10 protein-coding genes and 5 pseudogenes are annotated in these 12888 nt (G+C 62.3%); 9 read left to right on the plus strand and 6 right to left on the minus strand.

Going from position 1 to position 12888, the window contains the following annotated elements; translation table 11 throughout:
- A pseudogene (locus ACLBX8_RS25390) lies at nucleotides 1-118 on the plus strand (IS5/IS1182 family transposase); the annotation flags it as partial.
- A 152-nt stretch (nucleotides 119-270) separates the two neighbouring features.
- On the opposite strand, the gene ACLBX8_RS25395 reads toward ACLBX8_RS25390, so the two are convergent.
- Nucleotides 271-1275, minus strand: coding sequence for a helix-turn-helix transcriptional regulator (locus ACLBX8_RS25395; protein ID WP_447715929.1), 1005 nt, complete (start codon nucleotides 1273-1275; stop codon nucleotides 271-273).
- A gap of 278 nt (nucleotides 1276-1553) precedes the next feature.
- Between ACLBX8_RS25395 and ACLBX8_RS25400 the strand changes: the two genes are divergently transcribed.
- Both ACLBX8_RS25400 and ACLBX8_RS25405 read left to right on the plus strand, forming a co-directional pair.
- On the plus strand, nucleotides 1554-1967 hold the full coding sequence (locus ACLBX8_RS25400; protein ID WP_447715930.1) for a MucR family transcriptional regulator: 414 nt from the start codon (nucleotides 1554-1556) through the stop codon (nucleotides 1965-1967).
- Between the two features lie 161 nt (nucleotides 1968-2128).
- On the plus strand, nucleotides 2129-2260 hold the full coding sequence (locus ACLBX8_RS25405) for a hypothetical protein (protein ID WP_447715967.1): 132 nt from the start codon (nucleotides 2129-2131) through the stop codon (nucleotides 2258-2260).
- On the opposite strand, the pseudogene ACLBX8_RS25410 reads toward ACLBX8_RS25405, so the two are convergent.
- Nucleotides 2257-2481: pseudogene (locus tag ACLBX8_RS25410) on the minus strand (integrase core domain-containing protein); the annotation flags it as partial. The gene ACLBX8_RS25405 and the pseudogene ACLBX8_RS25410 sit on opposite strands and share 4 nt — an antisense overlap.
- A gap of 61 nt (nucleotides 2482-2542) precedes the next feature.
- Between ACLBX8_RS25410 and ACLBX8_RS25415 the strand changes: the two are divergent.
- Both ACLBX8_RS25415 and ACLBX8_RS25420 read left to right on the plus strand, forming a co-directional pair.
- Nucleotides 2543-2815: pseudogene (locus ACLBX8_RS25415) on the plus strand (IS3 family transposase); the annotation flags it as partial.
- Between the two features lie 191 nt (nucleotides 2816-3006).
- A protein-coding gene (locus ACLBX8_RS25420; RefSeq protein ID WP_091981788.1) for an IS5 family transposase occupies nucleotides 3007-3812 on the plus strand; the annotation gives its coding sequence in 2 pieces (ribosomal slippage) (nucleotides 3007-3337 and nucleotides 3337-3812; 807 coding nt in all).
- Nucleotides 3813-3941: 129 nt separating this feature from the next.
- Here the strand turns inward: ACLBX8_RS25420 and ACLBX8_RS25425 are convergent.
- Nucleotides 3942-4301 (minus strand): annotated as a pseudogene (locus ACLBX8_RS25425) (transposase); the annotation flags it as partial.
- A gap of 83 nt (nucleotides 4302-4384) precedes the next feature.
- Between ACLBX8_RS25425 and ACLBX8_RS25430 the strand changes: the two are divergent.
- The 3 genes and pseudogenes from ACLBX8_RS25430 to ACLBX8_RS25440 form a co-directional block, all read left to right on the plus strand.
- Nucleotides 4385-4636, plus strand: a pseudogene (locus tag ACLBX8_RS25430) (IS256 family transposase); the annotation flags it as partial.
- Between the two features lie 355 nt (nucleotides 4637-4991).
- On the plus strand, nucleotides 4992-5312 hold the full coding sequence (locus ACLBX8_RS25435) for a hypothetical protein (protein WP_447715931.1): 321 nt from the start codon (nucleotides 4992-4994) through the stop codon (nucleotides 5310-5312).
- Between the two features lie 134 nt (nucleotides 5313-5446).
- The gene (locus ACLBX8_RS25440) at nucleotides 5447-5707 is read left to right on the plus strand and encodes a hypothetical protein (protein ID WP_447715932.1); all 261 of its coding nucleotides are present in this window, start codon (nucleotides 5447-5449) and stop codon (nucleotides 5705-5707) included.
- Nucleotides 5708-5730: 23 nt separating this feature from the next.
- Here the strand turns inward: ACLBX8_RS25440 and ACLBX8_RS25445 are convergent, their stop codons facing one another.
- Nucleotides 5731-7131, minus strand: coding sequence for a DUF2254 family protein (locus ACLBX8_RS25445; RefSeq protein ID WP_447715933.1), 1401 nt, complete (start codon nucleotides 7129-7131; stop codon nucleotides 5731-5733).
- 1034 nt (nucleotides 7132-8165) lie between these two features.
- Nucleotides 8166-9419 carry a cation:proton antiporter gene (locus tag ACLBX8_RS25450; protein WP_447715934.1) on the minus strand — a complete coding sequence of 418 codons (1254 nt, stop codon included), beginning with the start codon at nucleotides 9417-9419 and terminating at the stop codon, nucleotides 8166-8168.
- A gap of 83 nt (nucleotides 9420-9502) precedes the next feature.
- Between ACLBX8_RS25450 and ACLBX8_RS25455 the strand changes: the two genes are divergently transcribed.
- On the plus strand, nucleotides 9503-10795 hold the full coding sequence (locus tag ACLBX8_RS25455) for a DUF2254 domain-containing protein (protein ID WP_447715935.1): 1293 nt from the start codon (nucleotides 9503-9505) through the stop codon (nucleotides 10793-10795).
- A gap of 178 nt (nucleotides 10796-10973) precedes the next feature.
- On the opposite strand, the gene ACLBX8_RS25460 is transcribed toward ACLBX8_RS25455, so the two are convergent.
- A complete protein-coding gene (locus ACLBX8_RS25460) occupies nucleotides 10974-12452 on the minus strand; it encodes a methyl-accepting chemotaxis protein (RefSeq protein WP_447715965.1) in 1479 nt (492 codons plus the stop codon).
- Nucleotides 12453-12888: the final 436 nt, after the last annotated feature.

Raw genomic sequence — 12888 nt, forward strand, 5'->3', positions numbered from 1 at the left:
CGCCCAGTTCCGTCGCCTCGCCATCCGCTACGAGCGGCGACACGACATCCATCTTGCCTTCTCCACCCTGGCCGCAGCCCTCATCGTCTGGCGCTTCATCGAACGATGGTTTTGTTAGGCGCTCTAAAGCAGATGCAGGGATACCTGTTCAGCAGGCCGATTCCTATCGAGCAAATCTCCGAGCTGATGTCGATAAATATCAGCGCATCCAATCATGAGAGCGATATTTATTCAGCTAATAATAATTATAATTCTACTTCCTTATCAAAATTATAATGTCGATCTCCGTGTTTCAGACGGCGTACAGCCATACTGCATGCGATAACGTCTGGAGAAATCACTCATGTAAACAAAACCCCACGCACGAGCTATTTCAGATATAGACAAGTCTCGGTTTTTGTCGGATAGAATGTCCTCGTGCGCGCGTGCCAATCTTCGGCTAATTATGTATTTTATCGGCGTCTGGCCGATTTCGATTTTGAACTTATTTTGAAGCGACCGAACGCCAGTGCCCGCTGCAGTTGCGACATCGACTAGCGTTAGCGGAGAGGAAAGATGCGTTTCGATGTAATCGATTGCTAACCTAAGCTGCCGTGGCACTGCAAGCTCATTTAAAACTGGCGCAGTTTTTGCTGCTTTTTTCGGCCAGAAAGACAATATTTGGTAGCTAATTACTTCCCTTATCAAAGGTACTATTAAATCAGATTGCCCATCAAGATTGTCAAGTCTATCCTGCAAGATGCGAATGGTGCATAACAGGGCTGTCATGCCGGGAAACGACATACTAGCAACCCGTTCCAACAGCGGAAGACCAGTATATTCATTACCCGCAAGGGCCTTTTGCGCGGCTGCGAGAGTTTCAACCGCGATCGTCGCGCTCAAAGCGCAGACCGCACCGGGCGCACGAACTTCACGAAGGCTATCAAAGCCCGTCAAGACGGCAATCATTCTTGACGCGATCTTGTCGCCGGTTTGATCCGCATAAACAATATGGCCGTCCGTGACGAACCGAAACGTCAGAAGGCCTGCTGCAAATTTAGGCTTTGAAATGAATCCACTCGAAGAGGTGGTTTTCCAGAAGCTAAATGTTTCGGCTTGGCTGCCGCAAACACTTATATTTGGCCTACCAGCTGTATTTACATCGAGATACACGGCAATGCCGCCCGTATCGTTGAACAAATCAATCTGCTTTTTCGATTTCAAATTTGCCGAAAAACTCGCTTGAGGCCGCCAAATACTGGGGTCGCGCCGCAACTGAGCCAACTTCACACCCATAAAACAAGATTTAGAGTCACGGATTCATGCCACAGCCAAACGGACGTTGGGCGCCCTTACAGAAAAAAACTCTCCAGATCAAGCCCAACCAACAGAGTGGATAGTTCAAATGCGCGAAAAGTATAATATTTGCGAAAACATGCAAATATAGCGCAACACGAGTCCTGTTGGTTTGCTAAATAATTATTGCTCAACCACAGGCGAAGATGTATATGGTATAATCTCTCGTTGATCAGGCGCTCCTGAGATAGCGAGCATCCAATGGATGGGACCGCACAATGAGCATTGCAACCTCGGGATCGAAGTCGGCATCAATGATGACGCTGACCGCTGCCCTAGCCGCGGCCTATGTTTCGCGAAACGCTGTCACTTCGGCAGACATGCCGATGATGATCAAGTGCATCTACTCGGCGTTGATGTCGTTGCAGACCAAGACACTGCCCGATCGAACACACGCGCCTCGCAGCAAGTCGGAGATCGCTGATTCGATCCGTTACGATCGCCTCGTCAGTTTCATTGATGGCAAGGAGTACAAGTCGATCAAACGCCATTTGTCCGCCCACGGGATAACGCCTGATGAGTACCGCAGCCGATACGGCCTTCCGCGGGATTACCCGCTAGTTTCTCCTGGGTATGCCGCAGCTCGATCACATATTGCCAAGAAAATTTATTGCCGTCACCAAGTCCATTAAACGATGCCATTCCGTAATATCATTATCCTTACCGATCGACAGGACCGCTGTCGTACCTTCTTCGAAGCAGCACGCCCTGTCTGCCGTCAGCACTCCTGAGACAGATTGAGGGTCTTCACGAACAGAGGGTGTCTGGTTCATCGTAGCCCCCAGGAGCGAAGATGAAACAGACGTCCAGGCCGGCACAAAAGCCGGCAGAAGCCGTAATCAAGGACATCCGCCGCGCGACACGGCGGCAGTTCTCGGCCGAGGAGAAGATGCGCATCGTGCTGGAAGGTGTTGTTGCCCCCTAAAGACCGGACAGGGTCTCCTGGGTTGATCGGGCGATGAACTCGCGCGGCGAACGGTAGCCGAGCGCACGATGAGGATGAAGGTCGTTATAGTGCGCCAGCCAGACAGGAAGCTGGCGCAGCACGCTCTCGGCGTCCGGTAGCACCGAGACACGTACGTAATCGCGTTTCAAGGTTCGCACGAACGCCTCGGCCATGCCGTTGCTCTGCGGGCTCTCCTGACCTGACCGGCTGGCTTTGGACCGGACTGATTGAGAGGATCAGCCAGGACCGAAGGAGTCGGACATGCGGCGAGGTCAGAAGACGAGCGCGGAGCAGGTCGTGCTGAAGCTGCGCCAGATCGAGGTGCAGACAGCCTAAGGCAATAGTTTAGTGCTGGCGTGCAAGTAAAAGGAAATATACGAGCAAAATTGCTATCGCTAGCGCAAGTAGTACTGCGACCTACAAGTGGACCAGACCAGGAAGATGAAGGACCTCGAGCGCGAGAACGCGCGGCTGCGGCGGCTGGTAGCCGATCTATCCTTGGTGGGTCAGGTGCTGGCGGACGTCGCCTCGGGAAACTCGTTCTCTATTCGGGGTTCATCGGTCAACGCCCTTTCGTGCGCATCCTGGTTCGACGCGTGATCGGTCCTTTGGAGCTCTTGCTTCTCTCGGAGGTCAGCGAGCGCCGCCTCATGATGGGGTTAGAGGGAGTGGGCGGATCCATCTAAGAGCCTCTAACAAAACTGGGTTTCGCGCGTTGAGGGGAGATGGCGAGACCGCTCCTTCCCGATGGCCTGTGGGCCGAGATCGCACCGCTGCTTCCGCCTGAACGGGCCAAGCCGAAGGGCGGTCGGCCTCGAACCTCCGACCGCGCGGCACTGACGGGGATCCTGTTCGTGCTGCGCTCGGGCACGCCGTGGGAGCTGCTGCCCCGGGAGATGGGCTGCGGTTCGGGGATGACCTGCTGGCGGCGCTTGCGGGATTGGCAGAAGGCCGGAGTGTGGGACCGTCTGCAGCACGCGCTGCTCGACCGGCTCGGTCGCCAGAACGGCATCGACTTCAGTCGAGCTTCCCTCGACAGCGCCTCGATCGCCGCCAAAAGGGGGGCCCGGCGACGGGCCCGAACCCGACCGATCGGGGCAAGCCGGGCACGAAGCGCCACATCGTCACCGATGCGAAGGGCATCCCCCTCGCTCTGAAGCTGACGGGGGCGAACGTCCATGACAGCCGGATGCTGGAGGCGGTCGTGGATGCCATCCCGCCGATCCGCTCATGCTGGGGACCGCCGCGCACGCGTCCCTCGAAGCTGCACGCCGACAAGGCCTACGACCATCGCCGCTGTCGTCAGGCGCTGACCCGCCGTCGCATCCAGCCCCGCATCGCCCGGCGCGGGATCGAGAGCAGCCAGCGGCTGGGACGTCACAGGTGGGTCGTCGAGCGCACGCTGGCTTGGTTCGCTCAGTTCCGTCGCCTCGCCATCCGCTACGAGCGACGGGCCGACATCCATCTCGCATTCTCGACGCTGGCGACCGCCCTCGTCGTCTGGCGCTTCATCGAACGATGGTTTTGTTAGGTGCCCTAAGCCGCGCGCTCGGCAGAACCGACGCTCGAGTTTCCTCGGTCTCACCCGCTCCCGTCGTCCCCACAGGGACCTCCTCCACGCCGGAGGAGCTCGGTGTTACGTGATGCTGATCCGTAAGCTTCAGGCCGCCGTCGCGGCTTCGGTCGACCAGCGGAAGTCCATCTCGTCGCGCCACATGCGATGCAGCACAATCGCCAGCTTGCGAGCGACGACCACGAGGACCTTCTGCATGCCTCTGCGCTTGGCCACAGCCAGCCCCCAGAACTTCAGCGAGGACCATCGAACCCGAGGGCCAGTCAGCAGCACGAGCGCGGCCTCATACAGTGCGGCGCGCATCATCGTGTCGCCGCACTTCGAGACCCGGCCGACCCGCAGCGTCTCGCCGGACAGGTAGAGCCGCGGCGTCAGACCATAATGCGCCCCGACGCATTGCGATCGTCCGAAGCGGGCTGGGTTGTCGACGCAGGAGCTATGCGGGAGATTGGGTGACGACGGTGAGTTGAAGGCGGCGTATCGAGGCGGGTGTCGAGCCTGCCAGAACCTCTCAGCGAGAGCGATACGCCATGGAGACACCTACCAACGTCGTCCGACTTCGTCATCCCGAAGACCTCGACGATCCCCTGACCGAGGTGCTGCGGGCCGGCGCCCGCCGGCTGCTCGCCCAGGCTGTCGAGATTGAGGCGGACGCCTTCTTGAGCGCAATGCAGGATCTGCGGCTGCCGGACGGACGCGCGCGGCTGGTGCGGCACGGTTACGGGCCGGAGCGGGCGATCCAGACCGGCATCGGCCCGGTGCCGGTCGCGCGCGTTCGCCTGCCGAACTCGGACGAACGCTTCCTCCCCGGCCAGTTCGTGGGGGCCCGAGTGAAGACCGGGACAGAGGAGATGGTTCTCATCCCGACGATCGCCCTCTCAGCGCAACTCGCTCAGCAGATCGTCTACGTGGTCGACGACAAAGGCGTGGTGCATCAGAAGCCGGTGACGACCGGCGACAGCTTCGGAGAGTGCACCGCCATCGTCGCGGGTCTCAAGCCCGGCGAGAAGGTGGTTACGGACCACATCCAGGACATGCGCCAAGATCTCAAGGTCGAGACAAAGGCGGTGGAAGCCAGTTCGTCGGACGAGCCGCCGGTGAACGGGCCCCCCTCCGGCCAGCCGGGGTGAGACGCCGATGCGCAAGAAGATCCTCGTCCCAATCTCGCTCGCCCTGATGCTCGCCGCATCGGCCGCCGACGCAGCTCGGTCCCCAGCGCGAGGCCCTGCCGCGTCGACCGCGCCCAATACACCGCTCTCAAGCACGGCATGCGTTACAGCCATGTCCGCGACCTGCGTCGGCTGCGGGGGACGGCGCGTCTCGCATCTCACCATCGGCCGCGAGAAGCGCGCGACCTATTCCTGGCGCGGTCGCGGAACCTACGGCGCCAATCTCACGCTGACGTTTCGCAACGACCGGCTGACGGACAAGTTGCAACTTGGGCTGAGCGCGGACTGAGCCGTCCGCAGTGCGCGGGCGTCGAACGTCGGACTGATCGTGAGATCGAAACAGCGATGCGTGGACGCGCTTCCCTGTGCCGACGAACCGATCTGATTCTTACGCGTTGCGGCAGGCCTTTTTCGGAGACCATCATGCTTGCACGGGTTCTCACTGCTGCAGCCCTGGTCGTCGTCGCGACGGACCTCGCGCGTGCGGAGACCGCTGCGCCGAACGCCGCCGGAACGGCAACCATGACGACCCGGAAGGCTCCGTCCTCCGGCGCCGGAGCGCCCACCGGAAACCCGCCGGCCTCCTCCGTGGGCGGCGGAATCATCGGTAGCGATGCCGTGCACGGCACGGGCGCCCATGAGGCGAAAGGCCTGTCCCCCCAAGCCGTCGCGCGCCTCGCCTGAGAAAGAGTGACGGGCGACCCTGCTCAGGCGGATGTAGGCACGCGCGTCCCGCGTGAGTTGAGCGTGCCGATGCTCTCGGCGAGCGTTTCGGCCGCCACCCGAATGGCCTCGGCGGCATCCGGCTCGCCTCTGTTCTTCAGGCTCTGACGGCAGCGGCACAGCTCCTCGCCGAGATCACGGGTCAGGACGTGATCCCCGAGGCTGGATAGGAGCCGTCGCACCGTGTCGGTCAGCGCCGGCAACCGTTCGCCCGGTGCATCATCGATCAACGTCGCGAGGGTCCGCCAGACCTCGGCAGCCAGCGTGCTCTGCATGCTCTCAGAAGCGACGACGCCGATCGAGGCGATTGCCAGGATCGCATCGTCCACCCCCCGATCGGCATAGACGACGCGGGACGCACTGTTCTCCGGGATCGTATCGGTGCGGCTCCAACGGGCGATGATGTCCCGCAGGCAGTGGCACACGAGGATCGCGGGTTGCGGGTTCTGCTTCGACGTCGAGGCGGTCGTCCAGGCGATCGAATAAAGCTGCTCGATCCCGAAGCCGGCATCGCTGTCGATGGTGCGACGCGGTTCGATCGTGATGGCGGCTGTCACCGCCTTCTCCAACGCCAACAGCGCGTCGGCCGATGGCGGCCGTGCGGCATGGATACGGAAGAGCGGGTCGCGGAAGGCGAGATTGGTGCCGACGCGGCCAATAATCTCGATATCGGCGCCATGCTCCTCTGCGGACCGTTCGATCGTCGACAGATCGATGCCGCAAACCACACCGTACGCGTCCGTTCGGACCGTCTGCGACCATGAAAGACCGGCACGGAGAGATCGGCGAGTGCCCTTGATCATGCGCCCGTCCACCGCGCGGGCCTTGATCGTATGATCGTGGATCGCGGTGATGACCGAGTGCGGCCGCATCTGATCGATGGTGCTGTAGATCAGGATCACCACCATGCACAGCGCCGCGCCCGTCATCAGGAGCGATAGCAGCGCTCCGATAATCGGTTTGTGGTCGGGGTTGGCGCTGCCGAGCGTCAGCAGCACGAAAACGCTGAGTCCGACGAAGAAACCAAAACTGAGTTTATTCGAGCGTCGCTGGATGAACTGGTCGTAGACGTGCGTCGAGAGCGTCGAGGCCGTCTGCTGCACGGCGATCAGGAGAAGTGAAAAGGTGATCGAGGTCACCGTGATCATGCCGGACGCAACGGTGCTCAGCAGGCTGGCGATCGCAGCCGTGTCACCGAGCAGATGGGCCAACCAGGCAATCGGCGCGGGCCCGGGACCACCCCACAGCGTATCGTCGAGCAGATAAGTGAGTGCGAACAGGCCAAGAAATGCACCGACCACCAAAAGTGGAAGACCGATGAATTCCTGCAATGATCGCCGGATGAGCACGAGAAAACGGTCGCGATCCTGATTTACGATGTTCATCCGGCGATATCGAATACGGTTGCCGCTGCTGTGTCACGCTCAAGTCTTTCAGCAGCGCGATATGTGGCCAGCAGGAAACCGTTCTCCCGCCGGCCGCTGATCATTCAGCTTGGTCCGGCCGATTACCGCTTCATGTTCTCGGGCAGATGCTGGATCGGATTGACCGTGCCGCTGCTCCCGCCCCCCTGGACGGGGCCTCCCTGCATGACATCCGTGGACGAGCTAATCGCGCTCGGCGGCGCGACACGCCCGGTCGGCTGGTTTGCTGGCGCTGTGGAGCTGTCCGTGTTGTGAGTCCCGGCGGGCAAGGTTCCTGGGGTCGGCTGATCGATCCGGCTGCCAACCGACTGCGCCTGTGCTGCGCACGGAATCGCCAGGATCAACAGGCCCAGTCCGCTCGTGACGGCAAAGCGGATCGAAGAGCTACGTGCGTGTCGCATCGACAAGGGACTACCTTTCGTCGCGTGGCGGGATGACCGGCCATGCGCAAGCGCGTGCATGGCCGAGGTGATGACGTTGGAACCGCCGCAGGCACCGCCAACCTATCGGCGACGAAGCCGGTCGCGACGTCTTACTTGACGCCGCTCGGCTGGCCGGTCGGACCCATCCCGTACCCGCGACCATTCGGTGCCGACGCCGAAGCCGTTCCCGCTCCCCTATTCCGGTATACCCGACGACCCATCTTCGAGCGGTGGCCGGTCATCCTGGCCCAGCTTGTCGGCGTGTCTTTCAAACCTGCTGCTCGATCGACACCGTTTGCCGAAGCCGGGGTTGTGAAACTGAACGCTGCGAGCGTGAGACCCGCTGCTATACCCAGGAACCGAACCGTCATACCACCACCCTCAAAGTCCTAGAAACACTCCGGAAACAATCGCCTAACCCAAGGTGTAGCGGTAGGTTCCGAGAAGTCTGGATCATCACTGATGAATGCGATGCATCTGAGCGGACGTTGTCGCCAGATCCTCACGCGCCTCAACAGGCCCCTCGTGATTCCGTCTGTTGGTTCGCTTTGGCCGAGCGAAAGTCGCTGACGGTTAGTTTGCTCGAAGGGTTCGCCGCGCCACGAGACCAAGGGTCGAGCCCTGCACGATGGTGGTGAACAGCACGACAGCGTAGGTTGCCGCCAGGATGGCCGGCTTGGCATCGCTTTCCGGGATCGAGAGTGCCAGCGCCACCGAGATGCCGCCGCGCACCCCCGCCCAGGTCAGGAACGGCACGTTGCCGAGCGAGAGGTTGCCGCCCCAGCGGAACAGCAGGACCGGTGTCGAGACCGCGACGAGGCGGGCGAACAGCACGATGGGGGCGGCGCAGGCGGCCAGGGCCAGGCCGGCCACCTGGAAGCGCAGGACGAGTACCTCCAGGCCGATGAGGAGGAACAGGACCGAGTTCAGCACCTCGTCGATCAGGGTCCACAGGGCGGAGACGTACCTCTGGGTTGTGTCGCTCATCGCGTAGCGCGGCGCGCGCTCGCCGATCAGCAGCCCGGCGGCCACCACCGCGAGCGGCCCGCTCGCCCCGAGCTTCTGCGCGATGGCGTAGGTGCCGGTCACGAGGGCCAGGGTGATCAAGACCTCCACGGGGAAGTCGTCGAGGGCCTTCATCGCGCGGTAGGCGACGTAGCCGGTCACGATGCCCAGCAGCACGCCGCCCCCGGCCTCGTGGAGGAGCAGCGTCGCCACACCGCCCGCGCTCGTCGCCTCGCCACCTCGGCCGGACGCGAAGGCGACGAGCACGGTGAACAGCACGATGCCGATGCCGTCGTTGAACAGCGCCTCGCCTTGCATCTCGACTTCGAGGGCTTCCGGCACCTCCACGTTCTTCAGGGTGGCCAGCACCGCGACGGGGTCGGTCGGGCTGATCAGCGCGCCGAACACCAACGCCCAGGCCAGCGGCACCGGGGTTCCGAGCGCCTGTCCCGCCGCCCAGAACGCCCCGCCGACCAGTGCGGTCGAGATGACGGTCCCAAGCAGCGCGAGCGTCGCCACCGCCATGGCCCGCTCACGGAGCGCCCGGAGGTCGAGGTTCATCGCCCCGGCGAACAGCAGGAAGGCCAGCATGCCGTTCATGACAACGCCGGTGAAGTCGACCTGGTCGAGGACGCGGGTGAGGTCCTGGTAGAGGTGTTGCGCCGGGAAGGCGACGTCGACGAGCACAAGCGCGAGCGAGGCGAGGAGCCCCATCACGAGCAGGCCGATGCTGTGCGGCATGCGCAGGAAGCGGCGGTTCAGCCAGCCGAACAGCGCCGACAGCGTCAGCAGCATCGCCGCGAGGTCGAAGATCGAGATCAAGGGCCGTCCTTCTCGCCAGCGGTCATCCGGAACGCCCCATCGTGCCGGTCGTTGCCGGGCTCGGAAGGGGTCGGTCCGTAACGATGAACGCGCGCGTCAAAGCTTGGCTGGAAATCCTCGGCGACATGTTCTGGCTCCGGCCGGCCCTCGTCGTCCTCGGCTGCATCCTGTTGGCTCAGTTCGGGGTCTGGCTGGAGACGGCCCACGTCGCCGGCTTCGACCCCTCCTCGCCGGACACGAACTGGGGCTACTCCGGCGGGGCCGAGGGTGCGCGGGCGCTGCTGAGCGCCATCGCCTCATCGAACATCGGGGTCGCCGGCACGACCTTCTCCATCACCATCGCTGCCCTGACCCTGGCCTCCGGCCAGATGGGTCCCCGACTCTTGCGTAACTTCATCCGCGATGGCCGCAATCAAACGGTGCTCGGCATCTTCCTCGGGACCTTCGCCTACGCGCTGATGGTCCTGCGCACGGTGCGCACCGTGGAGGAGGACCCCTTCGTCCCGCACCTCGCCATCACCGGTGCCCTCGTCCTGGCGCTGGTCGCGGTCGGCACGCTGGTCTGGTTCGTCCACCACATCGCCACGAGCATCAACATCGAGACCGTGGTCGACGCCGTCCAGCAGGACCTGTGCAAGGCCATCGCGACCCATACCCGGGACGAGCCGGGGATCGCCCGCCCCGGTGATGCCCCGACAGGAAGGGCCCCTGCCGCAACCGGCGGCGGCTACGTCCAGGCCATCGACGAGGATGCCCTGGCGGACTGCGCCCACGAGCGCGGGATCAAGGTCACCCTGCGGGTGCGACCCGGCGACTACGTGCCGAGCGGTTTCCCCATCGCGTTCCTGTCGGGCGAGACCGAGGGCGCCGAGGCCGCCGTCCTCGACGCGGTGACGCTCGGACGCCGCCCCGCCGCGCTCCAGGACCCGGAATACTCGGCGCGGCAGTTGGTCGAGATCGCGATCCGCGCGCTCTCACCCGGCATCAACGATCCGTTCACCGCCGGCAGCGTGGTCGACCATCTCGGCGACGCCCTGTGCCGAATCGCGCCGAGGCACCTGCCGACCGGCGTGACGGTCCGCGACGGTCGCACCGTGCTTGTCCACCCAGTCACGGATTACGATGGTCTATGCGATGCCATGTTCCACATGATCCGGCAGAACGCCGCCGGTTCGGTTCACGTGCTCGGCCGGATGCTCGTAGTGCTCGCCCGCGTCGCCGAGGTCGAGAGGCGGCCCGATCGGGCGGCGGAACTCTCCCGTCATGCCGGCCTCGTCATCGCCGCGGCCCGCCGCGACGTGGCGGACCCGTCCGACCTCGTCGACCTGGAAGACCGCTACGGACGGTTCGGCGGTGTTGACACAGTCGGCACCTAGTATGCCCCCACATCGGGATGTTCAGAAGATTGCCGCAGCTCGTCTGCTTTGAGGGATGTCCGCGGGGCCGCCCAATGACTGAATTGGGTCGACACCGGAATGGCGGCTCGGGGTGATTTCTCGACAGTCTACAATCGGCCAGTTACTTGGCCGAAGCAGACGTAGCGGGATCAGGCATCTAAGCGACCATGGCTCGCGATGCTTCGCGCACAAGCCGCGTGGAAGCATCGATTTCTTGGGTCGAGCCGGCGATCATGCTGACGTTACGGCTGATCTCTCCCACGGCCTGGGTCATGGCCTGCATGTTCGCCGACATTTCCTGGGCGACGGCAGCCTGCTGTTCCACGGCTGTCGAGATAGCCGAGGAAATCTCGTTGACCTCGCCGATCGTCTGCCCGATGCCGGAGATGGCAGTGGCAGCTTGGTTCGCCGCGGCCTGAGTCTGCGCGATCTGACTGCTGATGCTCTCGGTCGCCTTGGCGGTCTGCGTTGCGAGGGACTTCACCTCGGAGGCCACCACCGCGAAACCCTTGCCCGCTTCGCCGGCCCGGGCCGCCTCGATGGTCGCGTTAAGCGCCAGCAGGTTGGTCTGGCCCGCGATCGTCTTGATCATCTCGACCACCTCCCCGATGCGCTGCGCGGTGGAGGCTAGTCCAGCAACGACTGTCGAGGTTGCAACCGCCTGCTCGACCGCCCGACCAGTTACCTGCAACGCACGGTTCACCTGGGCGCTGATCTCGCCAACCGACGCGGCCAGCTCCTCTGATCCGGCAGCCACGCTCTGCGTATTACCAGAGGCCTCTTCAGCGGCGCTTGCTGCGCCGACCGCCTGTTGCGATGCCTGAGATAGCGCTATGGCAATGCCGTCCAGGTCGCGGTCGACGCCCCGATGCAGTTCTGCCCGCCGCAGTCGGTCGGCAACTGCCTCAGTGATGTCGGTAGCGAATTTCACCACCTTTACGAGGCGGCCCGCAGCATCACGAACCGGATTGTAGGTGGCCTGGATCCAGGCCTCTCTACCGCCCTTTCCGATGCGCTTGTACTCGGCTTGTTGGAACTCGCCGCGCCTCAACGTTTCCCAGAAAGTGCGATAGGCTGCACTGTCGCGCTCTGCTGCATCGACGAACATCGCGTGGTGCTTACCCTTCACCTCGTCAAGGCTGTAGCCAACCACCGCAAGGAAGCTGGCGTTGGCGGTGATGACCATTCCGTCGAGGTTGAATTCGATAATGCCCTGCGAGCGGTCGAGGGCATTCATCTTGCCCTCGAAATCAGCGTTTCGCAGCGTCTGCGCAGTGACGTCGGTGGCACATTTGAACACGCCGTACGGCTTGCCGTTACGGCCGATCAGCGGACTGTAGCTTCCTTGGATCCACACCTCGCGACCGCCTTTGCCGACTCGCTTGTACTCGGCGACCTGATGATCACCTCGGCGTAACGCCGCCCAGAACTCCTTGTAGGCTGGGCTTTCGCGCTCGGTGGGATCGACGAATAGGGAGTGATGCTTCCCGCGGATCTCATCTAGTTCATAGCCGAGAAGCGCCAGAAAGTTTCTATTGGCGGAGATGACTTTGCCCGCGAGGTCGAACTCGATCAGAGCATGCGCGCTGTCCAACGCAGTCAACTTGGTCTGGCTATCAGAGCGGTTCAGCAGCATCACGGCCTACAACTGTCAATTGCACAGGGTGCCTTAATAAATCATAGATCATTTAATATAATTTTAACTCAGGCTCGTGACTGCAATAGCGAGGCGCAAATTAAGTCTTCTCTTTTTTTGAGATCCAAGCTCACCTCATTGTCATGAGCGTGACTTGATTCTCGGTCGCAACCTATTGCGATGGCAAGCGCTTCGACGAACCAAGCCGCTCCTCCTAATTCTGATTTGTGATAGGGGTTGGCCAGCATCCGCGCGCACGTCCGGCCTAGGATCGCCGAAAGCCGCTGCCAGCGGGAGTTCGATTGGATTGATAGGGGGCTGTCTGCTTTTTCGGCAGACAATCTCCGAAATAGAGTAGTCGCTAACGCAAATTCCACCCCTGCAGACGGCGCGAGCAAACGTCTGGTTAGATGAAAAGCTGCATTCCCGATTGCGG

The organism is Methylobacterium sp. D48H, assembly GCF_053345715.1.

Bases quoted from the DNA above. Each gene is read 5' to 3' on its own strand.
- ACLBX8_RS25405 (WP_447715967.1), top strand. From the start codon at position 2,129: ATGAAACAGACGTCCAGGCCGGCACAAAAGCCGGCAGAAGCCGTAATC.
- ACLBX8_RS25445 (WP_447715933.1), bottom strand. From the start codon at position 7,131: ATGAACATCGTAAATCAGGATCGCGACCGTTTTCTCGTGCTCATCCGG.
- ACLBX8_RS25440 (WP_447715932.1), top strand. From the start codon at position 5,447: ATGCTTGCACGGGTTCTCACTGCTGCAGCCCTGGTCGTCGTCGCGACG.
- ACLBX8_RS25455 (WP_447715935.1), top strand. From the start codon at position 9,503: ATGAACGCGCGCGTCAAAGCTTGGCTGGAAATCCTCGGCGACATGTTC.
- ACLBX8_RS25460 (WP_447715965.1), bottom strand. From the start codon at position 12,452: ATGCTGCTGAACCGCTCTGATAGCCAGACCAAGTTGACTGCGTTGGAC.
- ACLBX8_RS25435 (WP_447715931.1), top strand. From the start codon at position 4,992: ATGCGCAAGAAGATCCTCGTCCCAATCTCGCTCGCCCTGATGCTCGCC.
- ACLBX8_RS25395 (WP_447715929.1), bottom strand. From the start codon at position 1,275: ATGGGTGTGAAGTTGGCTCAGTTGCGGCGCGACCCCAGTATTTGGCGG.
- ACLBX8_RS25400 (WP_447715930.1), top strand. From the start codon at position 1,554: ATGAGCATTGCAACCTCGGGATCGAAGTCGGCATCAATGATGACGCTG.